This is a genomic window from Candidatus Bathyarchaeia archaeon, from assembly GCA_035283685.1.
Taxonomy (GTDB): Archaea; Thermoproteota; Bathyarchaeia; order Bathyarchaeales; family Bathyarchaeaceae; genus DATETJ01.
The window spans coordinates 123,103-146,011 of sequence record DATETJ010000004.1 but is presented as its reverse complement, the minus strand read 5'-3'; the positions used below and the strand labels follow the sequence as shown (position 1 = coordinate 146,011).

Sequence of the window (22,909 nt, the reverse complement as noted above, 5' to 3'; positions counted from 1 at the left end):
TTCTCGCCGGAGTTTTCGATGCTTCGCTGCACAGTTGGCGTGTCATTGAACGTTATTCTCCACGCTTAGCACGATGAACTGTGCGTCTGCCTGCCTTACGTTCGCCACTAGTGATTCAGTAGTCTGAAATAGGCTTTTCCTGAGCTCCCTTCTGCTACGCCTGCGCAATTGGCTTTGGTCTTCTGAAGACTAGGAACAGCAGGAATCCAGATGCCGCGGCGAAGATCACGGTTGTGATTGAAAGTAGATTCATTGTGTTAGCTAGGCTGTCGTTTGTTGCTACTTGTTCTTCAAGAGTCTGCTGAGATGTCTCGTACATTTGCTTGTAGGCGGTCTGTACGTATAGTTTCAAGGTGTTCCATGTTGGGCGGTCTGAGGTTGTCCAACGGTCATCTTGAGGGCGCCAAACGTCTGTGTATGCTTCCACTCTTGGGTTTGTGTAGCCGTGAGCTAAGTTTGTTGGCAAGCTGATCGGTATTTGGTATGTTTCTGATTGTCCAGCTGCGATTTCATCTGGTAACGTAGCGCTGGTGAAGAATTTCTGAATGTACTTTGTGCCATCCGCATAATAATAGTCTATTGTGGCGCTTAGTTCCGTGACTCTGATCTTTTCGCTTTCATCATTGTAAATTGTGACTGATATGTATCCTGTTTGACCCGCTAGATATTCTGCTCTGTCGAGGGACGCGGCTGTTATTGACGCAGCGCTGACCGCTTGAATCGCGCTTATCAAGGTAAGGGATGATAGCAACAGCATTAGGGTTGTCTTTCTATCCATAATCTAACCTCCATTCGTATTATGGCTAATGAAAGCCGTATGTTAGTAGAAAGAGATTATGAAAGGAGAATGCAGATTCCAAATCAAGAATAGATGAGTTCAGGCCTTGATCATGCCAGTTCGCATTTCTTGAGGATCTTGTTAAAGCTTTGTCTACTCGGTTGCTGTTTATACTTTCTAAGGGCAACAACTAGTTCCTCCAGGTCTATCCCGCGAAATCTGCGGCGCACGTTCTTTGCCAATTGACTTTTCATGAAGAGATACTGGCAAAGTGAAGTGACATTCGATGTTCTGCGTAGTACGCTGGCTGTTTCAAAATCTACGACATGCGCCTTATCGTTGGCATCGATGATGATGTGTTTCGGTGCATGGCTTAATTCGCCGTGGTCAAGACCTGCTTGATCCATTCTCCAACCTTGTTCTAGAACGTCACGTAAAACTTTTCTAACACGGGCTTTGACGCTTCTTTCCTTCAACTGCATGATCCATTGTGGCAGAAGCTTGCCTTCGATGAATTCCATGATTAGAAAATTGTCACTCGAACCAAGAAAGCGTGGACCTACGCCGATGCTGTTTGCTTTGATTAGCATATCTGTTTCATGCTTCATTTCTTTCCGATCTGCGTCAACTCGGCGAATCTTCAAAGCAACTCTGCCAGTTTTGAGGTGGGCGATCACCACCAAGCCCACATTGCCTTTTCCCAAAATGGGGATGTTGAACGCTGTCTTCCCCCCTGTGAATTCCAATGCTGTGACGCCTAGTTTCATCAGCTCTCGAATTCGCCTAGATGCCTGCTCGCGGTTGTAATGCGGATAGCACAAAACAGCTGCATATTTTTTGTCTCGTAGTTGCTTCAGAGATAGGATTTGTGAGGGCTGCAATAATATTCGCTCACCAAAGTTCACGTGTTTTCAACGGGAAACGTCATGCCTTAGACCTTCTGATACGCTGGCTACAAGGTTAATATCATCGGAAAAGATGTTTGGCAGCTTCGTTTGCAGCTCCGAGTTGGACTGGGTGGTTAAGGTCTGTTAATGTGTTTCCCAAAGCGTTGATTGTGGTTAGGACTTCAACTTCAGAGATTGCTCCCATGCACCCGACGCGCAGGATCGACTGGCGAATCTTACCTAACCCGCCTGCAATGACCACCTTGTATCGCTCCTTCATGATTTCCCTAACTTTGTTCACGTCAACTCCATATGGCGATGAGACAGTCACTACAGTGTTGGACCGCACGTGTTCTGCGGCGAAGGGCTTCAACCCTAAGGCTTCAAACCCAGCGTAAAAAGCTTTGGCGCATGTTGCGTGGCGTTGAAAGCGTTTCTCCAGACCTTCTTCTCGTATCATTTTCAAGGATTCGTTTAAGGCATAATACAATGATATTGCCGGAGTAAATGGCGTCTCCTTTCTCAACCAGTGGTCTCGAATTGAGGGCAAAGCAAAGTAGTAAGGCGGCTTGACCTTTTTCTTCTCAATAGCCTCCCAAGCTCGTTTGCCAACTGAAATCATAGCTAGCCCAGGTGGAATTGCTAGGCATTTCTGACTTCCAGTCACACACAAGTCTATTTCCCATTTGTCAACTGGAAGGTGGTCGCCGCCCAAAATTGAAATTGAATCAGCCATCAGTAACGCATTGTTTTCTACAGCTACTTGCGCCATCTCTGGCAAGTCGTGGACTGTAACACCAGTAGAGGTTTCATTGTGCACCACGGCTATGAGTTTAACATCTTTCTCTTTCCTGATTGCGGTTTCAATCTGCTCTGTTGTGGGCGCTTTTCCCCATTCAACTGGGATTTCGACAACTTTTCCACCGTGGTGTGCGACTTTATCTTTGAGTCGCTCGCTGAAAAATCCAAAAACTGGTACAATTACTTTGTCACCAGGATCGACAACGTTGCTTATTGCGCATTCAACAGCGCCGGTTCCCGATGAAGTCAACACATATACGTCTTCCTTAGTTTCGAAAACGTACTTTAACCCTTCAGTAACGCTATCAAGCAAAGCTGCGAACTCTGGTCCACGATGATTGATCATCGGTCTCATCATAGCTAGCATAACACGATCAGGCACGTTGGTCGGACCTGGCAACATGATTAGCTGTCTTTCTCTTTCCATTTCCATGTGTTCTCCAGTTTGGATTGAAGTTAAAGCATAAAATGCTTGAATTATAAAAGGTTTAGCAGACGGTTCAGAGCTAACCTCTGATGGAGCGGTGAAACAATGAGTGGGTCGATAGTTACATTACTCTCCGACTTCGGGTTGAAGGATCCCTACGTGGCTGAAATGAAGGCAGTTATACTGGCTATTTGTCCAAATGCGCGAATAATTGACATAAGCCATTTGATCGAGAAGTTCAATGTGAAAATTGGCGCTTTTGTGCTGGCTTCAGCTGCTCGCTACTTTGCAGACGGCGCAATTCACGTTGCAGTTGTTGATCCGGGCGTTGGAACGAAACGTCGAGCCTTGCTAGCGCAAACTAAGCGTGCCTTCTACATTGGACCAGATAATGGCATACTCATGCTTGCAGCTAAACAAGACCCGATTAACCACGTTTTCACATTGACAAACCCGGAGTTCATGCTTCCGAAAATATCTTCAACCTTTCACGGTCGAGACGTGTTTGCGCCTGCTGCAGCACACTTGGCAAATGGAGTGAAGCCTGAGCGGTTTGGACCCGAGATCAGCGACTTCACAGTGCCGAGTTTCGCCCAGCCAGTGCTGCAGGCGAAAGGCTTGGCGGGCGAGGTATTGTATATTGACGACTTCGGAAATGTAGTTACGAATATTACAGGTGCTGACTTGAGAAAAGCCGGCATCAAAGTTGGAGAACGACTTGTCATCCGCTTGAAAAACAAATCTTATCATGCAAATCTTTCTACCGCTTACGGAGAGGGTGCGCCTAGATCACTGTTGGCGTTAATCGGCAGTCACGGCTTAATTGAAATTGCAGTGAATCAGGGCAGTGCTTCCGAAAAATTAAGAGTGAAAGTCGGCGATGCCATGAACATTGGGGAGAATGGTGATTCTTGAAAGAACGTTTCAGCAAATGTGTTGCGGTTTTAGACTCTGTCTGTCTTGTTCAGGTCTTGCAGTCTTTGGACGCCGTCAATTTCTTTGATATATGCTACGACGCTTTTGGGTACCAATGTTTCCCAGTTCTTGTCCTCAAGCATTCGCTTCCTCACTTCTGTTGCCGAGTACAGTTCCCTCTTGTGAAATGGACAGGGCTTCACCTTGAAATCTGCCTCTTTGAGAAGACGGCTGGTTAGCGGATCGTTAGCATAGGCTACTTCAAATTTTGGCGTGTAACCAGTTATTTCAGCCGCCCATAGCATGTGTCTGTGAACGTCTGGAACGGGCACTATCCAGCAGCGCTCTAGCTGAATCTTAGCCTCCTTCAAAGCGTGGTGAATCATGGTTAAGCGCTCGCCCGTTGTGAACGGATTGTCGATCCTATGACTGTACTGAGCGCTGCCGATCACTATGATTATTTCATCCACTTCCTCTAGAATGTCCATTATGACGGCTAAGTGACCCATGTGAAAAGGTTGAAAGCGTCCAACAAACAGGCCGCGTTTTACCATGGCCGTATTCTCCTCGCGAGTAGTTTCTTATGTGATGGCTTTTAAACCCTCTTGTATGTTCAAAAGCTTATTAGGTTGCCATGCGGAAATACTGCAGTCAACTAGGAGGAGTAGTTCTTGACTGAACAAGGGCAGCAGCAACCGTACATGTTTATCCCAGGCGCCACAACCATCGGCGTGGTCTGCTCCACCGGCGTCATCTTGGCTTCTGAGAAACGAATCTCTTACGGTTACATGGTGATGAGCCGCGTTGGCAAGAAAGTGTTCAAAGTCGCGGATGGCATTGGCGCAGCCTGTGCAGGCCTAGTCTCTGATATGCAGATTTTGATCCGCGAGGTTGAAGCCTACGCCAACCTGTTCAGGTTAGATGCTAACCGCCCGATAACGGTGAAGTCTGCTTCGAAGCTGATGTCCAGTCTCTTGTTTGCTAGACGAATGTTTCCGCTGATAACTCAAACCATTGTCGGCGGCATAGATGACGAAGGAGCATCGATTTATGTTCTCGATGTGTTGGGCTCGCTCATACCTGACAAGTATGCTGCTGTGGGCTCGGGCGCCGAAATCGCCTATGGGTTACTTGAAGAAGGCTACAAGGAAGATATGACAATTGAAGATGGCAAAGACCTAGTTACACGGGCAATGAAGTCTGCGATAAGTCGAGATGTGATGAGCGGCGACGGCATTGACTTTCTCATTATCACCAACGAGGGCATGGCTGAAGAGTCCATAAAATTCTAAACGCGACCCTTTTTGTCATCCGCCTCTTCCCTAACGTAAGGATAATAAGCGTTCGGTTCAGGTTATTCTGCAGTAAGAGCTTAGATTATTATGTCGTTTGAACTGACGCAAAAAGAGGGCGAATACCTAGTAACGCTGGCGCGAAGAGCCGCCAAAACCTATCTGACGAAAAGGCAAATTATTCAAGTGCCTGTTGATGCGCCGCCAAAACTTAAGAAGCAATGCGGTGTCTTCGTCACCATAAACACTGTTCAAGGTAAGCGCCATCAATTGCGAGGATGCATAGGGACTCCGTATCCTACCGCGCCGCTGGGCAAGGCAGTGATTGAGTCTGCCATAAGCTCGGCGTCGCAAGACCCGCGCTTTTCGTCGATGAGCCCAGATGAACTCGATCATGTCGTCTTTGAAGTCAGCGTGCTCACGCCGCCAGAACCTGTGAAAGTTGAAAAGCCGCGAGACTACTGCAGCGAAATCAAGGTGGGACGCGACGGCTTGATCGTGGAGCGCACCTACTGCAAAGGATTGTTACTACCGCAAGTGCCCGTTGAACTGGGCTGGGATGAGGAGACTTTTCTCTGCGAGTGTTGCGTGAAGGCGGGGCTACCTCCAGATTCATGGCTGCTAAACGGCACGAAAATCTATAAGTTCCAAGCCATAGTCTTCGAGGAAACCGCGCCAAAAGGCAGTATCTTGCGCAGGGAAATGAGTTCTAAATAGGCGTTGATCTACGATGTCGCTGCCAAGGAAAATCATGGAAACAAAGTTACGTAGATTTGTTGAAGAAGACGTTGGACACGGCGACGTAACCACATTCTGCACTGTGCCTTTCGGAACAGTTGCGGAGGCTGAGGTCATAGCGAAAGAGGAGGGCGTCATCGCAGGCTTGGAAGAAGCCTTGATATTTGCAGAGACTTTTGGGCTTCAAGCAGAGGCTTTGGTCAAAGACGGTTCGAGTGCCCGCCCCAAGACAAGACTACTGCATATCAAAGGCGACGCAGCCACAATGCTTACGATTGAGCGTACACTGCTGAACCTGCTGTCGATGATGAGCGGAATAGCCACGCACACGAATCGACTAGTTGAGAAGATCCGTAAGGCTGGGTACAAAGCAAGAGTTGCTGCTACGCGGAAAACAACGCCGGGCATGGCTTATTTTGAGAAGAAAGCTGTGATGGTTGGTGGCGCAGACTCTCATCGATGGGGCATGGACGACATGATTCTCATCAAAGATAACCACATAACCATCGTTGGCAACATAAGAGACGCAATCAAACAGGCTCGGAAAAAAGCCTCATTCTCAAAGAAAATCGAGGTTGAAGTATCTCGCGTAGACAACGTCTTGGAGGCAGCTAAAGCTCAAGTAGATATCATAATGTTGGACAACTTCACGCCCAAGCAGATCCAGAAAACCATTGAACTGCTGAAGAAAAACAAGCTGCGAACTGATGTTCTGGTTGAAGTAAGCGGCGGAATAAACGAGCAAAACATACTCAAATATGCAGCGATAGGCGTTGACATCATAAGCCTAAGTGAGATCACTCAGAACGCCAAGCCGCTTGACCTAAGTCTCGAAATCACCGATGTCAAGAAGCCACGTGCCTAAAGCGGAAGGACTAGAATTAGTTGCAGGCGGACAACCATCAAGTCTCAGTTGTTCTTTTAACCAAGAACTCAGCCTTGACAATTCAGAAAAGCATTGAATCCGTATTTGAGCAGACGCGCAAACCTGACGAGGTTGTCGTAGTTGATGGGAGTTCGTCTGATGGAACACTTGAGATCGTGAAAAATTATCCCGTGAAACTAGTGTCTGAGCCAGGCTTGGGTTTCGGATACGCGCGTAATCTCGGGGTAAAGAACGCGTCAGGCGATATCGTGTTCTTCATCGACTCTGATTGCTATGCTGAGCCAGACTGGATAGAGAAGGCTTTGCCTCATTTTCATTCCAACCCGGAGATAGTGGGCGTCACAGGTCAAACTCGCTTGTGGAACACTGAGAGTGGCGTTGCGCGTTTTCTGGCTCATGTGGGCGGCAGAATTAACATGCCTGCCGAGGAGAAAATAGTGAAAATCGCGCCGACAATGAATCTTGCTTTGAAACGTGAAGTGATAGATGAAGTAGGCGCATTTGACGACGATCTGATCCGATGTGAAGACACTGACCTAACTTATAAGATCAGTCGGAGCCACAGAATCGTGTATGATCCAAACGTTGTGGTGTGGTTCAAAGGCTCACCTAACCTTCGCTTTGCCTCGCGCAAATGCATTCGCCACTTTATCGGAGTTGGTCAACTCTTTGCCAAACACGGGTTGAAATCGGCTTTTGTGCGGTTTAACTTGCCCGTGCGAGGCTTTTTGCTGATTGCAGCTTTGTTTTCTCTTTTTCTGCTTCCATGGCACGTTCCGGCGATTCTGTTTTCCATCCTGCTGGCGGAATTCGTTTACAAGTCGGCGAAGTTGTACTGGCGTTATCGTGACTCCTGCGTGGTTTATTATGCAGTTTTCTTTACGTTCTGGTCTTTGGCAAGTTTCGCCATGTTCTATGGTCTCTACTTGGGACTGAGGAACAAAAAAAGAAAGAATTAGCTCAGTTAGAAACTATGTTTTGGGAGTTATCTCTAACAGCCTAAAGCCTCTTGCACAAGGATTAGGCATTTCTGCCAGTTCAACCTTTTCAAGCATTTTGCTATCGTCGCTGGCATGGCCTACCAAGTCCTCTTCGGCTGGCAGCAATGATTCCAACATTATTGCGTCCGTGTTTGTCTTGACTGTGCATCGGGCTGGAAGTCCAAGTTTGATAGTTTTCGTTTCTTTCACCGCTTTCTCTGCTGAATACAGGACAGCGTATGCGCCTGAAGTTAATTCGGCGATTCTCACTGGTATGCTCTCCTTGCCTATGGCGGAAACCTCAATGTTATATGCTTGTCTTATGTCAAGGGCAAGTTTTCTAAGTCTAGGCATGACTTTGAGCAAGTGCGCCCTCGCCCTGCTTGACAGAGAAAGCTGCGATAGACTGACTGCTGACAGTTCTTCAAGGTTCAAGCCTCCAAGTGACACATCCAAGTGCACCACATCAGCTTTGTTTGTCTTCAAAAGGTTCGCACATAGTTCAAGCTCATGCACAACCAGTTGATATCCATCTTCAACTTGCACGAAAATGGGTTCTGCAATGCATGTTGTCGCTTTGGTGAAGGGAGGTTCAACCAAGGCGGCGCAAGCGGCGACAACTTGCAGTGGTTGATAAACGTCGTTCAGTATAGCAGCGGCTGAATCCGCGGCGACTACTTTCAATAAACCAACTCCGAAGGCTCTATGTCCTTTTGTTATGAACTATCTGAAAACATTTATCTTCTGCGCTTGGCTGAGTACTAATTTGGCCGAATGACGACTACATTCGTATGAATGGATGATTGCATCAGAGTTACGCTGACGGCCTTCCACGATCAGTGCGATTTTTGGGCTTGAGCTCGAAGTAATGCAACGTTTTTCCATTGGTCTCGCGCAAGATTCAGGTTGCTTAGCACGCTTCCATGAATGGAGTAGAATATGTAGCAAAGGTACGTGCATTGAGCACACTGACTGTACTGGTTCCTCAAGTTGTCTAAACGCGGGCTGCTCCACACGTCTCTTAGCTCAAGAATCGAGGCAGCTGGCTCTTGGCGATGGCATCCAGCCACTCTGCCCAACGCATCAACTATCAAGAAGCTTTTGAGCGCTTTGCAATTCCATGTTCTCTGTCCCGTGAGGAAGAACTGCTTTAACGCTTCTAGCGTCTGTGTTGTTATGAACACACCCGACCGCTCTTTCTTCATTTGCATTAAGCCGTCGAAAGCCTTGACTGCGGCTTCTCTATCAGTGATTTCGAACTCGTCGGTCTTCTTCCCGATGCCGAACATTGGATTCTCGGATGGATAGTCATAGGCGTAGAGGCAATACCACACTGGAACACCTTTGTCAGTGAAGTAGCGTGTGAAGTCCAGTATCTCGTATAGGTTTAGTTGGGAGATGGTGGGTGAGACTCCGACTCGTATGTCTTCTGCGTTAAGTGTTTCAATGGCGTTCATCGCGTTTTTCCAAGCGCCTTTCACGCCGCGTATGTGGTCGAACTTTTTTTCGTCTAAGGTGTCAAGTGATATTGAGACGAAATCCGCCTTACGCAGGGCATCGATTTTCCTTGGGGCTATGCTTCCGTTGTCGTATATCGTTGTTACGAAATAGCGTGAAGAGTAATCTATGATTTCGTCGATGTCGTCTCGCAGGAGAGGGTTGCCGCCAGATAAAACAATTTCAACCACGCCCAAGTCTCGAAGGACGCCTAGTCCTTTCTTAACGTCGTCTGTTGTGGCTTCTTGAGGGCATCTTTTCTCTCGCCACACATTGCATCCTCGACAGCGATAATTGCATCTGCTGGTCAGGAGCCACTGTGCATGATATGGGCGGTTGGGCGTGAGAGAACGCTTCAGAATGCCCAAGACCTTCTGAGAAGAGAACGTCAATGGCTGCGGCTCCGACTAATGAATGGGTATTTTCATCCCTTACGACAAACGTTTACTCGGCAGTCGTCAGTTTAAACTTTGTGTGTTTTCAGCCCACATGAAGCGATGTTGCACTTCTACCGCACTGGCTTCCATTCTGGTGAAAGCGGTTTTCCACGAAGGATGAAGAAAATGTAGTCAACTATCCATGTGCCCACTACTCTTCGAAAGCCAAGTTTCCTGAATCTTCTCAACGACTCGTACACTGTCAAGTCTGTGATAAAGACGAATTTCCCCTGCTTCGATAAGCGGTTGGCTAGGTCGTGGTCCTCTAAGCACGGCATGGTTTCGTTGAAGCCTTTAGCTTTTTGGAAGGCAGTCTTTCTCACCGCGAAGAATTCGCCTCTTGAGTGAGGTTTGAACTTGCACGTGGCTCGGATCACTAGGTTGTAGAGTCTGAAGAATACTGCTGTCACGATTTGGTTGCGAAACGGCATGATGTTGCATGTGGCGCCTGCCACAGTTGAATCCCTAAAGGTTTGGAACACTTTTTCCATGAAACTCGCTGGAATGCTAACGTCTGTGTCTAGGAATATGAGTATGTCGCCTTTGGCTTTTCTTGCGCCGTAGTTTCTTCCCGCCGCTATTCCTCTTTTGTCTATTCTGTAGACGTGGGTGGCGAGGCCGTTTGCAACTTCAACTGTTTTGTCTCTGCTGCCTGCGTCTACGACTATGACTTCGACTGGAGGTTTCAAATGCCTCAGTTGTGAGAGAGTGGCTGCTATGTAGTCTTGTTCCTGAAGAGTAGGAATGATAATGGACACTTGGGGCTCTTTGTCGGGCAACTCTATATTCTTCCATTACCTTGATTTCATACGGGTCGTTTCAGCGCTTTCCACAAGTCTTCTTTAACAGGTTTTGTCAAGTCAAGTTTGGTTCCATTCTTTCTGACGAGGTAAACCTTGTCTTCGTCGTCAATGATCTTTCCTACAATTGATGCTTTGATGCCCTTTTTTTCCAGGGCTGTCATTATTTTGTCGGCGTTTTCGGGGTCAGCACAGATTATGAGTGCTCCTGAGCTTATGGTTTTGAGCGGATTAATGTTCAACGCCTTGCAGATGGCAGTGGTTTCTTTGCTGATCGGGATTTTTTCTTCGTGGGCGATTAGTCCAGTTTTAGATGCCCATGCAATTTCTTGCAAGCCACTTGCAATGCCGCCTTCGGTGGCGTCGTGCATGGCGTGAACTTCGCCTGCTTCAATTGCGGTTAGAGCGTCTTCAACTACGCTTGTCATCTTTATGAACCGCTTGGCGTTTTCAAGCGTTTTCATGCCGATTTTGCTTTGTAGCTGTTTGGCTAGTTCTGATGCGAGGATGGCTGTGCCTTCTATTGCGGCGCCCTTTGTCACGATTATGAGGTCGCCTGGCTTGGCTCCGCCCGTTCTCACGAATTTGCCTTTAGAAGTCTCCCCTATGGCTGTCGTGATAACTATAGGTTGGTTTACGCTTGGCGTGATTTCGCTGTGCCCGCCGACGACAGCAACTCCCAGTTTTTTGGCTGCTCCGTCGATTTGACTTGTCAAGGTCTTCAGTTGCTTACGTGTTGTGTTTTGGGGCAGCAAGATGACTATCAGCAGCCATAGTGGTCGTACGCCTCGAGTTGCGATGTCGTTGGCGCACACGTTGACGGCTAGCCAGCCTAGGTTCTCAACAGCGCCCGTAATCGGATCAGAGTGAACCACCAGGGCTTTTTGTCCAAAGTCTATGACCGAGGCATCTTCGCCTATGTTCGGTCCTAGAAGGACGCGTGCATCCTTTGTTCCAAGGTGGCCTAGCACGATTTGCTTGAGCAGGTTTGGTTCAAGCTTACCTGTCTCCAACGAGTCTGAAGCCATAGTTTAGGTCTCCTTGGTCAACGTTACAATTCTGACTGGTTTATTTAAAAGCTAACTGAGTTTCCACGTGTTGCTTCAAGCTTTAAGAGACGGCAAAGAACGCCAAATGGTCCTGACGATTGGAATGGACACGGCGAGTCCTACGAGCATTTGTCCTATGTTGATTGGAATCTCCGCCACGGCTATAACTGAAATGCCGAATAGCGGGCCGATGAAGAACTGTTGATATAAGAAGTAGCCTGTTACCATCGTTAAGCCGCCTGTTAAAACTGTGAACGTGAGCCAACCAAACTCGGGTTCGAAGACGAAGCCAGAAAAGGCAAGAAGTAGCAGTACGATGGCGCCTATAACGTACCAGATTTCCTTTGGGACGTCGAGCGTTAAGCTGGGGTTTGAGGCTGGCGGAAAGCCTAGATAGAGTTCAACTTGCCCGCTGTAGTAGGTGGAGCCAATGCTGGCTAGAAGAACACCTATCACTAAGCCTATTAGGAATGTGAATGCTCTCCATTGAGTTTTTGTCAGTTTCATCAGTTTTCTTCGTGCCAGTAGTCCGACTACTGCGCCTTCGCAGGCTTTTATGATTAAAGTTGCTGGAGCGTAGTACCAGTAGCCTAGAAAAAGGTCTGCGAGCATTGAGCCGACGCCTCCGCCGAAAGCGCCAATAATTGGACCTAAGAGCAGAGCGGTGGCGAAGACCATGATTTCGCCTATGTTGAAGAAGCCTCTTGTCTGGGGCACGTAGACAGAAAAGACGGTTGTGGCAACAAATACTAGAGCTGTGAAAACTGCTGCTAATGACAGTTGTATGGTCTTTGATTTGAGAGGAGATGTAATCATTCACTTTTTCTCTTGGAGCCATCGCCCGGTCAAAAGGGGAGATTGCTTCCGATGGATGTAATAGCTGGGAATATTTAAGAAATTGCCGGAGTGTTTAATGCGCGACTCGGCAGGTATGGAACGAGGGCAAAGGTTTAGCTTCGCTGTGGCAGTTTGTCAACTTTTTGTGGCTGCTTAGCGAAGTATATGTTTCTTTCAGTTTGCAGATCCTGTGTGTATTGGACTTCGCCGGTGATTTGGCAGTCAGATTCGATGTCTAGGTTTTCTCCGTAGAGGCTGCGGGCTTGGCTGTGTTCTTCCATGTGTATTCTTTTTGCGTAAACATCTTCGACTCTTGCTCTGCCTTCTATCTGCACTTCATCAGCTCTTATTGGACCTGTTACTTCGCCGCGTCTGCCGATTCTGACTCTTGATGCTGATACGCCTGATTCAGTGGCTATTGAACCGCCTACGTCAACGTCGGTTGTGGCGGTTATGCTTTTGGCTCTGGCGCTGCCTCCAACGTCTAGGTCGTAAGCAGTCAAGTCGCCTCCAACGTCCACCCTGCCTCCAACATCGATTTTTCCCTCAAGTTGAAGCGAGCCGCCAACCTTTGCGACGCCGCCTGCATCGATGCTCTTGCCCTTGCCTGATCCTGAGATTTCTACAACTCCGCCAACGTCGATTTCGCCAAACTGCAGGTCGCCTTCGACCTTGCAGACTCCGCCGACATCAATGTCGCCACCTACATTCTTGCCATTTAGTCTCACTACACCGCCCACGTCTATTGACTTGAACTCAAGTGATTCTCTGGATGCGAACGAGCCGCCCACATCTATATCGCTTATGCTTCCGCCTGCCACTTTGGCGCTGCCGCCAACTTCGAGTTTTTCAATTTTGACTTTTGACTCAATGTGCACCGAGCCGCCAACATCGATGCTTTGTGCTTCGACTTCTCCTGTGGCTGAGAAACTTCCGCCCACGTCAATGCTTTCGGTTTTGGTGTTGCCTTTAACCTCTAGCTTGCCGCCTATGTCAACGGTTTCAGCTTCAAGATCTTTGCCCACCGATAGTTTGCTGTCTACATCCACTGTTCCAGCGTGCATGTTTCCTTCAACTACAAGCTGAGCCTTTGCGTTGTCACCCCAGTGGAAGCCGAAGCCGTTGCTTATTTTCACGTGGTCTTTGACTTCTAAATCGCCTTTAACTATGATGTGGCCTTCGCCGTCGAGGCTTTGGGCTGAAAGGTTGCATTCAAACGTGCAGTCGCCCCGGCAGTGAACTGCGCCTGTAACTGTGACTTTTGGTGGTGTGCCTTCGCCTCTGATTACTGCAGAGTCTCCTGTTGTGAGGTCGCCTTGCACAACGCCTAATGTTTGAACTGCTCTGGAAGGGGCTTCATTTGGCATGTATGTTTCACCTATGATGGAATTAGCCGTTGGCGTGAGTATTTAAGGCGACGCATATGTGGAACGCACTTAGGGTAGTCACAAGTTGTTACTTATAATGATTGAGAAATGAGCTTTTGACTTCGGTGACATGGATGGTAGCGACTATGCACGTGCTCAGCATTTAGTCTTGATCATTGTTGTTTCGCCGTAGCTCTTGAACTCCTCGCCTTCCTTAGCCATCTCGAGACCCACAGCTACCTTGTCTGCAGAGATTTTCTTTATGAAAGACCGCCAGCGTGTGCCTTGAAAGCTCTTCGACAACGGCTCCATGGTGATGTCAAACCTGATTTCGTTCTCGTTTCTCAAGTATTCCACTTCATTGTTGACAAACCCGTAGGAAAAGAACGTTTTACGCTTAAACTTCTGCTCATTTCCGTCAAAGAACATTATGCCAATGCTTCTGTTGACTGGTTTGTTGCCGCTCCATGCTTCGCGTCTTTCCATGATGAAGCTGTCGCTTGGCTCACACGAGTAGACCGCTGTTCCCTTGATGATTTCGGTTTCGCCATACTGACCTTTCGTTTCGCCCTTCCATTCGCCAACGAGGAATTTCCAGTTGTCCAACGGAGAAACCAAAGTCAAAACACCGCCATGCAATTTCAGTAGTTCTTGGATTCTACAGCACGTTTAGCCCATAAAAATCATGCGGAACCTTGTTACGCTATCAAGCGCCAACATTATATCTCACTAGTAACTAGTCGGATTCTCATGGAATCCAAACTGCTGCAAAAACTTGCGAACAAAACCATGACTAAAGAAGAACTTCTCCGAAATGTTGAACAGAACTTCGCCCTTCTCCCTGAAGTGCTTAACGGAATCTCATCACCAGAAGCAGCGATTAGATACGGTTGTGCCAAAGTGCTAATCGATTTGAGTGCAACGCACCCAGAAAAATTGTACGCCTACATGCATGTTTTCATAGATCTTTTAAACAGCAAGCACAGGATTCTCGTTTGGAGCGCCATGACAATCATTGCGAATCTGGCAAAGGTTGACGTGGACAGGAAATTCGACGCCGCATTTAGCAAATACTACAGTTTCTTGGATGATGAATACATGGTCACTGTGGCTAACGTGGTGGGCAACTCTGGCAAAATCGCCTCTGCAAAACCCCACCTCATCCAAAAAATAACTAACGAACTTCTAAAAGTCAATAACATCTCGACAGCTCCTCATTTGACAGAGGAGTGCAGGAGAGTCATAGCTGAAAAGACCATCAAATCCTTCGACATGTTCTTTGATAAGATCGGTTCAAAAGAGAGAGTCGTCTCCTTCGTAAAGAAGCAACGTAATAGTTCGAGAAGAACCCTAAGAATTGAGGCAGAACGCTTTCTTGCTAAATGGAACCAGTAAAATCGCTGTTGAAACTGTTCCTTGAGTAACAGCACAGGCCGCTATTCTGGCAGTTTTTCAGCTAAGGCGGCGAACATTTTCTGCATTTTCTGGTAGGCTTCCAAGTATTCCAAGCCTCTCTTAGTTATCCTGTACCGTTTAGAGTCGCCCACAAACTCTTCTTTCACAAAACCCCTTGAAGCTAGAAAACTCAGAAACTTCTTGGCTCTGTCCACGGGCAAGTTAGCGCCGTAAGAAGCCCTAGTTAAGGCGCAGAGCTCCCGCTTCATAACAATGTCAAGCAAGTCGGCGAAGATCTCGTAGCGCGTCCTCCGCTCCAAGCTGAAACCCTCAGGAATACCACATTGCACTGACACTACATAAAAGAATGTTTTCCTAAGAAAGGTAGAGGAAGGCCTTAAGGGTCAATAGTCTTCTTCTTTCTTACAGTCTTTCAGTCACACGCAAGACTTATGTCTCATAAACTCTATGTTGAAAGCGAAGGATACGGCTCGGTGAAATGGTTATGGTGTCTTGCTGGAAATGCGGGGCTCAATTAGCTGAAAACGCCAAGTACTGCCATATCTGCGGCTCAGCCGTGAAAACTCGCGTAGAGGAGTTCTCAGTCTCAGCCGACAATCTCATTGAAAAAATCAAGCAGCTCTTTCATGAGGGCAATGTCACAAGGATTGTGATTAAGGATGAACGCGGTAAGACTCTTTTTGAAATGCCTGCAACCGTGGGTGTAGTCGGCGCCATTCTAGCTCCATGGCTTGCCGCGTTAGGCGCGATAGCCGCTTTGGCAACACGCTGCACCCTAGTGGTAGAAAGAGCAGAATAGTTCTCAGACCTAAGCAGAGTCCTCAATCTTCTTCAGTTCGTTGGTTAGTTCCTTCAATAGCATTTTCAGGTTTGGGCTCACTGTCACAGGGTAGTGAGGCGCTTTTCTCAGCCGCTTGTACCTGTCGGGCAACTTGGAAAGGTTTTCCAAAGTGTTTTTCCGTATCTCTTCAAGCCGGGGCAGTTCATATACTACTTCGCCTTTCTCTACCACTTTGATCAACAGTGGTGTGCCTTCAACCTTCTCGTCATGTAACCCAATGATATCCTTCACAAAGCAGCCGCTCTTGTCCTCAACTCTGAACACCTGCTTTCTTGCTGGAAGAGTTATCTTGCCCTGACTCAGCTTCATAGTTGGCACAAACTTTCCCGACTTGTTCATCTTCTCGCACAACTTGTAAATAACGTCAACATACGGTCTGTCCTGAGACGTGCTCATTCGAGTGCCAACACCGAAAGAGTCAATCTTCGCACCTCCACGCAACAACCCCTCAATCTTATGCTCGTCCAAATCGCCACTGGCGAAAACCTTCACGTAGCCCAGACCTTTCTCATCCAGCATCGCACGGACTTTCTTGCTTATTTCAACCAAATCCCCACTGTCGATCCTGACGCCGCCAAGTCGGAAGCCCTTTCTCTCCAACTCTTTCGCAACAACCGCCGCGTTTTCCGCGCCTTTGACATTATCATACGTGTCGATTAGAAACGTGGAACTTCTCGGGAAAGTCTTGGCAAAAGCCCTGAAAGCTTCAACCTCGTTGTCGAAAAACATAACAAAAGAATGAGCCATCGTTCCAAAAACCGGAATACCATACTTCATTCCAGCTAACACGCTGGAAGTGCCATCACAACCCGCGATGTAACTGCACCGCGCCGCCTTCATTGCAGCATCCGTGCCATGGGTTCGTCTCAGACCGAACTCAACCACGGCTCTGCCTTGCGCCGCACACACGACTCGGGAGGCTTTAGTGGCAATCATCGTTTGCAAGTTAACGGTGTTCAACAGGAAAGATTCGACAAGTTGGGCTTCAATTATCGGAGCTGTGACTCTGATCAAAGGTTCATCCGCAAACACAACGGTGCCCTCGGGAACTGCCCAAACCTCGCCTGAAAACCTGAATCCACGCAGGTAACTGAGAAACTCGTCCTTAAACCCGCGTGTCCTCAAGTAATCGATCTGAGCTGTAGTGAACCTCAGGTTCTTCAGGTATAGGAGCACTTGCTCCAGACCCGCAAAAACATAGTACGACCTTTCAGCTGGAAGTTTTCGAATGAACAAGTCAAAAGTAGCTGATTCAGTTCGTTTGTTGTCAAAGTAGCTGGCACACATGGTCAACTCGTACAAGTCGGTGAGCAGACTCATGTTGTCTTCGGTTACGAAATCGAAACCGCGTGGTGTATTCGTTGGTTAGGTCCCTTCTTTTAAGTCCACTTCTTTTTCAACAGCTCTGTCGACGTTGCTATCTTTGGTCCATAGGCTTTTTTCATGAATTTGAGGGCGGCTTCTTGAGTTGCCGCGTCAACTGCTTCCACACAGTCTTTGGGGATAAGGATATTGTAGCCTTGGAAAAACGCGTCCGCAGCAGTGTGCTGAATGCAGATATCCGTCACCACGCCAGTTAGAACAACAGTGTCAACATGCAAGTCACGAAGCATTTGATCTAGACCCGTGCCTTGAAAGGCACTGTACTTCCTCTTGAAAACCCGAAAATCACCCTTGCGAGGCTTCAACTGGTCAATTACTTCAGCGCCCCATGATCCCGCCTCAGCGTGCTTGCCCCAAACGTTAAACTCAGGATCTACTTCAGGCAAATGTGCGTCGGTGGCATAGATGACAGGGATTTTCTGTTCTCGGGCGTAATCCGACAAAGCCTTGATGTTGGGAATGATCCTTGCCGCTCTGTCACTTTTGAACACGCCGGTGACAAAATCGTTAATCATGTCAATGACTATAACTGCAGCTTTCAAAGTGAACTGACTCCTTTTTTCGCTTGTTACTTCTGCGTTGAGTTGTTCAACAAAAGCTTTTCCCAAAACCTTGCGACTGCAAGGTAATGCAGAACCGTCTACGAGGCTGAGGATATCCAGAGCAAGGCTTGGACAAACCCCACTTCAACCAGCGCCGCTATGAAGAACACAGCGTAGATGAACGCCAAGTCTCGGGTTTTGAGGCTTTTCTTCAAGGTTTTCTTGATCGCTTGATAAATGCCGTAGCCTTCAATCAGTCCAGCTGGTAGACTTAACAGTATGACCATGGCTAACGTGCTTACTTCAACCTGCCCCCTAACCAGTGTGCTAGCTCTCAGAATGCTTATCAAGAGAATCATAGTCGCGAACACAACGGCGAAGACTTCCGGGTTGTGAAGTACCACGTACTCGATTTTTCGTTTCGGCATGAAAGCCAAGACGACTTCGACGTAAAACGCCATGCCCAAGATGATAAGAGAGATCGCTAAAACATTGTGGATGAAAAGCAACACCACACCTAACGGCGGATTCGTGAAGCTGTCCCTGATGTAAACAAAGAATGAAGTGTTCTCAACGTAAGCCAAGACCAAAAAGAAAAGGAACACGAGACCAAGCAGGACAGTGCGCTTCTTTCCACTACTCATGCCTAAGCCGTAACAGACAAGCCATTACAAGTCTTTTGTGAAGCCTAAATCCCTACGTAAAAAACTGAAAGCAACGCTAGAAGACGAGTCATGTTTCTCTTTTTATCTCGAAGATCACGGTTCCACCAGCAGTGTAAGGCGGTCCAGGGTCCAAACATTGAACGTAGCCTACGTTTCCTTCATGGACAGCCAAGCCTAGGTCTTTGAAGCTGACGCCACGTGCCAGCGGAACCAGCATGGACAACATGGAACCCAAAGCATGAACACACAACGCATCACTCTTATCCACATCAATCTTGGGCGATTCCACAACAATCCTGTCTCCAACCCTATGGACAGGGCAGTGTCCACGAATCTCTTTAACCGTCAGAACCAACCTGTGAACCTTGCTCATCAATGCCCAACCCCTAACCATCTATAGTGGGTGAATTGAACATAAAAACCGCTCCAACATTAGGTGAAGACAAAGATTAAAAGCCTCAGCTTGCTTGAGAACTTCTGCTGTTTGACAGCCGGGGTGGCCGAGCCGTTAGGCGGCAGCCTGCAGAGCTGCTCTACATGGGTTCAACTCCCATCCCCGGCTCCAACGGACAAACCCATGTAACCTGTAATCGGAGTTCTTGAGCAGATGGATTCTGCAACAGGATGTGCTGCCCTCTAAGCGTTCTCAGGTTATTGATGCATCTCTAAACGAGATATGATTGAAACGTTTGGAAATGTTCTAGAATTTTGTTTCATAATTCATTTATAGTAGCGAGAACTGCAATAGACTTCCATGGGGCATTTGATCAGCGTAGCTGCCCCTGCCTCGGTTTATGTGAAAAGGAGGTGAGAAAGCAATGAGAAAGATGCTAGTGGCGTTTTTCACACTGAGCATGGTTGCGCTTCTGTCCGCGCTGTCGATGCCAGCAATTTCAGCACAGCCCAACGAGCCTCTTAGATGCGAAGTGTCTTTTCAGCTCAATTGGGATTGGGTTGGGTTCGGGGGCTCATCGCCCTACACTTGGATCGGAGCCATTTCAGGAGACATCGAAGGAACAGCCACACTCAGTCTAATCAGTGCCAGTTTCCCAGGCATCACAGAACACTACTCCGAAACATGGACCATCACAACAACCGACGGCTCAATCACCATGTATCAAGAAGGCGTATGGAGCTTCAAAAGCTTCGAATTCAAATCCAACGGCTGGGTAACAGCAGCCACCGGAGCATGGGCATACCTGCTTGAAAGCGACGCCCACGTACGCGGCGCAACAACACCATTCCCGGTTCCTCCACCCACACCTGTAACAGGCACAGGCATAATGTGGATCTGCGGCTACGCCGAGTAAACAATAAAGCGTCACCACACGATTCTGCATACCGCCATGCAACCCAAAACCCAAAACACGAAACAGAAAGCTCCTTCAACACACTGCAGCCAACATAGAAGTAGTCAACGTACACGCGGCGCAGACTACTACTTCTAAACCTGAACAAGCTCAGTATTATTACTGATTCTAACCGAAAGTTAACGACTCATAAAACAGAAACATACCTTCACCTCAACACAACCCACCATTCAAGAAGTTGTTGTAACAAAACACTACGCTGGTCAACAACAACTTTAACACGCCACGGCCCCCTCCAAACATAACATTCTTCTCGTTGATGTCACCGGAACACTCTGACGACGACATCCACACAGCTTCAAGAACATATGTACCCGCATCATCGCAGAAGAAGGCATAAGGGGCATAACGCCTTCTTCTTTTGAAATTACTCTTCCCGCAGCCACAGCTATTTGAATGATGATGTCACTAAGAACAGTTTGACGACGACACCCACACAGCTCTATTTGGATCATAACAGTAATTGAATGCAGAAACCCTCGGTATTATTACTGTTTCTAAGCGAAAGTTAATAACATCTGAAACAGAAACCAGAGAGAAGTCTGCGAGGACCCGTTTCTAAACCCGTGTTAATCCAATGTTGACTGCATTTTCCGATACGTCTTCAAGAGCTTCGGGTCTTCCCTCTGATCAATCCTAACTCTTAACGCCTGCAGCTCCTTCTTAACCTCGTTAACCAACCGCTCTGTCTCTTTGTCCAACATTCACAACTTCCTTGCACTCATAAACTCAAGGTCAAAGGATTTTACGCTTATGAATCCAGAATACACACAAGCACTACCCAGTGACTTTTCTATTCCACACAGCCAAAAAAGGCTACGACTATTTTAGTAACCTTTATAACGCTTGATTCTAATCAGAAACAGCGAAACACCATAACCAGATGAAAACCCATGGGTCACCGCAAAGTCAGCGCTCCTAAACGTGGTTCACTATCTTATCTGCCGAAAGGACGCGCTGCCAGCCCAACCGGACGCATACGCTACTGGCCAAGCCTAAAAGCTGACGCTCCTTCTCTCCTAGGCTTCATGGGCTACAAAGCAGGCATGACCCACGTAATCATGGTAGAGGACCAACAGGGCTCACCAAACTTCGGAAAGGAAGTAGCCAAGCCCGCGACCGTAATCGACACACCCCCAGTCACAATAATCGCAGTACGCGCTTACCAGCGCACCGCATACGGATTGAAAACACTAACCGAAACATGGATGAAAAACCCACCCAAAGACATCAACCGCCTAACAACACCACCCAACAACCCAGATCCAGAGAACGGACTCAAAAAAATCGAAGACAACCTAGCACAGATAAACCAAATACGCCTACTAGCAGCCACACAACCACGACTCGCAGGAGTACCCAAAAAGAAACCCGAACTCATCGAAATCAAAATCGACGGCGCAACAATCAAACAGCAACTAGACTACGTTAAACCCTTACTCGGAAAAACCATAAGTATAACCGACGTCTTCAAGGAAGGACAATACCTAGACGTAATAGCAGTAAGCAAAGGCAAAGGAATCCAAGGCGTCATCAAACGCTGGGGCGTCAAAATCCGAGACCGCAAAAGCCGAAAAATGAAACGCGGCGTAGCCACACTCGGACCATGGAACCCCCACCGCGTATTATACACGGTGCCACGAAGCGGACAAATGGGCTACCACCAAAGAGTCGAATACAACAAACGCATCTTAAAAATCGGCACCGACGGCACAGAAATCACACCCAAAGGCGGATTCCTACGCTACGGACCCGTAAAAGGCACATACGCGGTTCTGAACGGAAGCGTACCCGGACCCACCAAACGCCTCATAAGACTCAGAATACCAGCCAGACCGCCAAGTCGAGTACCAGAAGCACCACCAAAAATAATGGAAATCTCACTTCAATCACCACAAGGATGAGAGTCAGCACATGGGCAAAACAACCAGCAAAATCTTCGACCTACAAGGGAAACCCATACCCAAAGCCAAAGTTCAAGTCCCGCCAGTTTTCAAGACGCCGTTGAGGCCAGACGTAATCAAAAGAGGCGTCATCACTCTACAATCACACCGCTACCAACCACAAGGCAGAGACCCCTTAGCAGGAAAACGCAGAAGCGTCGAATCACTAGGCGCAGGACACGGCATGGCCCGCGTGCCCAGACTCAAAGCAGGCGGACAAACAGCCGCTTTCGGCGTAGGCATAGTCAAGGGACGACAAGCATTCCCACCAGTATCCCAAAAAAAAATCTACAAAAAAATCCCAAAAAAAGAAATGCACCTAGCCATACGCTCAGCCTTAGCCGCCACAGGAACCAAAGAGCAAGTCGCAGCCCGAGGACATATAGCGGACATGATCAAAGACTTCCCCCTAGTCGTAACAGACGACATACAAACCCTCAAAAAAACAAGCCAAGTCGAAGACGCCTTCCTCAAACTCGGACTATGGCCTGACATCGTACGAGTTAAAGAAAGCCTCAAAGAACGCGCTGGAAAAGGCAAAGGACGTGGCAGAAGACTAAAACAAGCAGTTGGACCCCTACTGGTCATAGCTGAAAACGGCGGCATCGCCCAAGCAGCACGCAACCTCCTAGGCGTGGACATAACAACCGTCAACAACCTAAACGTAGAACTTCTTGCACCAGGAACCCACCCCGGAAGACTCACAGTCTGGTCAAAATCAGCCTTCGAAAAACTAAACGAACTATATGCCTAAGAAAGGAGAACCAAAACTCATCATGGACCCATACAGCGTAATCCTGCACCCCATCATGACCGAAGTTGCCAGCCGCATACTGGAATCCGAAAACAAACTCGTCTTCGTCGTCAACCTCAAAGCATCCAAAGCCGACGTAAAACGAGCGGTGGAAGAACTCTACGAAGTAAGAGTGGAAAAAGTCACAGTCAACATTACACACAAAGGCGAAAAAAAAGCCTTCGTCAAACTGCACCCAGATTACAAAGCCGCAGACGTCGCCATCAAACTAGGCATGCTCTAAGCGCCTCCAAGCCTTTTTGAA

The 22,909-nt window shown here is 47.8% G+C and carries 28 protein-coding genes and 1 tRNA gene; 12 read left to right on the top strand and 17 right to left on the bottom strand.

The features are described 5' to 3' along the window. Positions 1–154: 154 nt before the first annotated feature. The 3 genes from VJ249_05025 to VJ249_05015 all read right to left on the bottom strand — a co-directional run bounded on the left by VJ249_05025 (position 155) and on the right by VJ249_05015 (position 2,899). Positions 155–778 carry a hypothetical protein gene (locus VJ249_05025; protein ID HKZ93929.1) on the bottom strand — a complete coding sequence of 208 codons (624 nt, stop codon included), beginning with the start codon at positions 776–778 and terminating at the stop codon, positions 155–157. Between the two features lie 110 nt (positions 779–888). Next, the gene (locus VJ249_05020) at positions 889–1,659 is read right to left on the bottom strand and encodes a serine/threonine protein kinase (GenBank protein ID HKZ93928.1); all 771 of its coding nucleotides are present in this window, start codon (positions 1,657–1,659) and stop codon (positions 889–891) included. A gap of 85 nt (positions 1,660–1,744) precedes the next feature. Continuing rightward, entirely contained in the window at positions 1,745–2,899 is a 1,155-nt protein-coding gene (locus VJ249_05015; GenBank protein HKZ93927.1) for an alanine--glyoxylate aminotransferase family protein, read from the bottom strand. A gap of 99 nt (positions 2,900–2,998) precedes the next feature. On the opposite strand from VJ249_05015, the gene VJ249_05010 reads away from it, so the two are divergent. Beyond that, positions 2,999–3,808, top strand: a complete 810-nt coding sequence (locus VJ249_05010) for an SAM-dependent chlorinase/fluorinase (protein ID HKZ93926.1) — start codon at positions 2,999–3,001, stop codon at positions 3,806–3,808. Positions 3,809–3,837: 29 nt separating this feature from the next. On the opposite strand, the gene VJ249_05005 is transcribed toward VJ249_05010, so the two are convergent. Further along, positions 3,838–4,362, bottom strand: a complete 525-nt coding sequence (locus VJ249_05005) for a nicotinamide-nucleotide adenylyltransferase (GenBank protein HKZ93925.1) — start codon at positions 4,360–4,362, stop codon at positions 3,838–3,840. 117 nt (positions 4,363–4,479) lie between these two features. On the opposite strand from VJ249_05005, the gene psmB reads away from it, so the two are divergent. From psmB to VJ249_04985, 4 genes are all read left to right on the top strand, one after another. After that, complete coding sequence (psmB, locus tag VJ249_05000; GenBank protein ID HKZ93924.1) at positions 4,480–5,100, top strand: archaeal proteasome endopeptidase complex subunit beta; 621 nt, start codon at positions 4,480–4,482, stop codon at positions 5,098–5,100. Positions 5,101–5,190: 90 nt separating this feature from the next. After that, positions 5,191–5,817, top strand: coding sequence for a TIGR00296 family protein (locus VJ249_04995; protein HKZ93923.1), 627 nt, complete (start codon positions 5,191–5,193; stop codon positions 5,815–5,817). Positions 5,818–5,830: 13 nt separating this feature from the next. Continuing rightward, on the top strand, positions 5,831–6,703 hold the full coding sequence (gene nadC, locus VJ249_04990) for a carboxylating nicotinate-nucleotide diphosphorylase (protein HKZ93922.1): 873 nt from the start codon (positions 5,831–5,833) through the stop codon (positions 6,701–6,703). A 20-nt stretch (positions 6,704–6,723) separates the two neighbouring features. Beyond that, on the top strand, positions 6,724–7,683 hold the full coding sequence (locus VJ249_04985) for a glycosyltransferase (GenBank protein HKZ93921.1): 960 nt from the start codon (positions 6,724–6,726) through the stop codon (positions 7,681–7,683). 12 nt (positions 7,684–7,695) lie between these two features. On the opposite strand, the gene VJ249_04980 is transcribed toward VJ249_04985, so the two are convergent. The 7 genes from VJ249_04980 to VJ249_04950 form a co-directional block, all read right to left on the bottom strand. After that, positions 7,696–8,388, bottom strand: a complete 693-nt coding sequence (locus VJ249_04980; protein HKZ93920.1) for a DUF4152 family protein — start codon at positions 8,386–8,388, stop codon at positions 7,696–7,698. Positions 8,389–8,540: 152 nt separating this feature from the next. Beyond that, positions 8,541–9,593, bottom strand: a complete 1,053-nt coding sequence (locus VJ249_04975; GenBank protein ID HKZ93919.1) for a radical SAM protein — start codon at positions 9,591–9,593, stop codon at positions 8,541–8,543. 116 nt (positions 9,594–9,709) lie between these two features. Further along, positions 9,710–10,417 carry a glycosyltransferase gene (locus tag VJ249_04970; GenBank protein HKZ93918.1) on the bottom strand — a complete coding sequence of 236 codons (708 nt, stop codon included), beginning with the start codon at positions 10,415–10,417 and terminating at the stop codon, positions 9,710–9,712. Positions 10,418–10,443: 26 nt separating this feature from the next. Beyond that, positions 10,444–11,466: an AIR synthase family protein gene (locus VJ249_04965; GenBank protein HKZ93917.1), complete on the bottom strand. Its 1,023-nt coding sequence runs from the start codon at positions 11,464–11,466 to the stop codon at positions 10,444–10,446. A gap of 75 nt (positions 11,467–11,541) precedes the next feature. Continuing rightward, positions 11,542–12,303 (bottom strand): ECF transporter S component, encoded by a 762-nt coding sequence (locus VJ249_04960; protein HKZ93916.1) that lies wholly within the window; start codon positions 12,301–12,303, stop codon positions 11,542–11,544. Positions 12,304–12,437: 134 nt separating this feature from the next. Next, positions 12,438–13,691 carry a hypothetical protein gene (locus tag VJ249_04955; protein HKZ93915.1) on the bottom strand — a complete coding sequence of 418 codons (1,254 nt, stop codon included), beginning with the start codon at positions 13,689–13,691 and terminating at the stop codon, positions 12,438–12,440. A 156-nt stretch (positions 13,692–13,847) separates the two neighbouring features. Then, positions 13,848–14,309, bottom strand: a complete 462-nt coding sequence (locus VJ249_04950; GenBank protein ID HKZ93914.1) for a hypothetical protein — start codon at positions 14,307–14,309, stop codon at positions 13,848–13,850. Positions 14,310–14,480: 171 nt separating this feature from the next. On the opposite strand from VJ249_04950, the gene VJ249_04945 reads away from it, so the two are divergent. After that, positions 14,481–15,086: a hypothetical protein gene (locus VJ249_04945; protein ID HKZ93913.1), complete on the top strand. Its 606-nt coding sequence runs from the start codon at positions 14,481–14,483 to the stop codon at positions 15,084–15,086. 41 nt (positions 15,087–15,127) lie between these two features. Here the strand turns inward: VJ249_04945 and VJ249_04940 are convergent, their stop codons facing one another. After that, positions 15,128–15,406 carry a winged helix-turn-helix domain-containing protein gene (locus VJ249_04940; GenBank protein ID HKZ93912.1) on the bottom strand — a complete coding sequence of 93 codons (279 nt, stop codon included), beginning with the start codon at positions 15,404–15,406 and terminating at the stop codon, positions 15,128–15,130. Between the two features lie 185 nt (positions 15,407–15,591). Here VJ249_04940 and VJ249_04935 point away from each other — a divergent pair, with 185 nt between their 5' ends. Continuing rightward, complete coding sequence (locus VJ249_04935) at positions 15,592–15,906, top strand: DUF4342 domain-containing protein (protein ID HKZ93911.1); 315 nt, start codon at positions 15,592–15,594, stop codon at positions 15,904–15,906. A gap of 9 nt (positions 15,907–15,915) precedes the next feature. Here the strand turns inward: VJ249_04935 and VJ249_04930 are convergent, their stop codons facing one another. From VJ249_04930 to VJ249_04915, 4 genes are all read right to left on the bottom strand, one after another. Next, positions 15,916–17,268 (bottom strand): nicotinate phosphoribosyltransferase, encoded by a 1,353-nt coding sequence (locus tag VJ249_04930; GenBank protein ID HKZ93910.1) that lies wholly within the window; start codon positions 17,266–17,268, stop codon positions 15,916–15,918. Between the two features lie 59 nt (positions 17,269–17,327). Continuing rightward, complete coding sequence (locus VJ249_04925) at positions 17,328–17,873, bottom strand: isochorismatase family cysteine hydrolase (GenBank protein ID HKZ93909.1); 546 nt, start codon at positions 17,871–17,873, stop codon at positions 17,328–17,330. A gap of 98 nt (positions 17,874–17,971) precedes the next feature. Further along, a complete protein-coding gene (locus VJ249_04920) occupies positions 17,972–18,517 on the bottom strand; it encodes a hypothetical protein (protein HKZ93908.1) in 546 nt (181 codons plus the stop codon). 88 nt (positions 18,518–18,605) lie between these two features. Next, a complete protein-coding gene (locus VJ249_04915) occupies positions 18,606–18,911 on the bottom strand; it encodes a TIGR04076 family protein (protein ID HKZ93907.1) in 306 nt (101 codons plus the stop codon). Positions 18,912–19,028: 117 nt separating this feature from the next. Between VJ249_04915 and VJ249_04910 the strand changes: the two genes are divergently transcribed. Both VJ249_04910 and VJ249_04905 read left to right on the top strand, forming a co-directional pair. Then, positions 19,029–19,103 (top strand) — tRNA-Cys (locus VJ249_04910). Positions 19,104–19,356: 253 nt separating this feature from the next. Further along, positions 19,357–19,848 carry a hypothetical protein gene (locus VJ249_04905; protein ID HKZ93906.1) on the top strand — a complete coding sequence of 164 codons (492 nt, stop codon included), beginning with the start codon at positions 19,357–19,359 and terminating at the stop codon, positions 19,846–19,848. A gap of 629 nt (positions 19,849–20,477) precedes the next feature. Here the strand turns inward: VJ249_04905 and VJ249_04900 are convergent. After that, positions 20,478–20,612, bottom strand: a complete 135-nt coding sequence (locus VJ249_04900) for a hypothetical protein (protein HKZ93905.1) — start codon at positions 20,610–20,612, stop codon at positions 20,478–20,480. A 189-nt stretch (positions 20,613–20,801) separates the two neighbouring features. Between VJ249_04900 and VJ249_04895 the strand changes: the two genes are divergently transcribed. Genes VJ249_04895 through VJ249_04885 form a run of 3 tightly spaced genes read left to right on the top strand, consistent with a single transcriptional unit; the run spans position 20,802 to position 22,888 of the window. Continuing rightward, on the top strand, positions 20,802–21,812 hold the full coding sequence (locus VJ249_04895) for a 50S ribosomal protein L3 (GenBank protein ID HKZ93904.1): 1,011 nt from the start codon (positions 20,802–20,804) through the stop codon (positions 21,810–21,812). 10 nt (positions 21,813–21,822) lie between these two features. Beyond that, on the top strand, positions 21,823–22,605 hold the full coding sequence (rpl4p, locus tag VJ249_04890; protein HKZ93903.1) for a 50S ribosomal protein L4: 783 nt from the start codon (positions 21,823–21,825) through the stop codon (positions 22,603–22,605). A gap of 22 nt (positions 22,606–22,627) precedes the next feature. Continuing rightward, positions 22,628–22,888, top strand: a complete 261-nt coding sequence (locus VJ249_04885; GenBank protein HKZ93902.1) for a 50S ribosomal protein L23 — start codon at positions 22,628–22,630, stop codon at positions 22,886–22,888. Positions 22,889–22,909 lie beyond the last annotated feature (21 nt).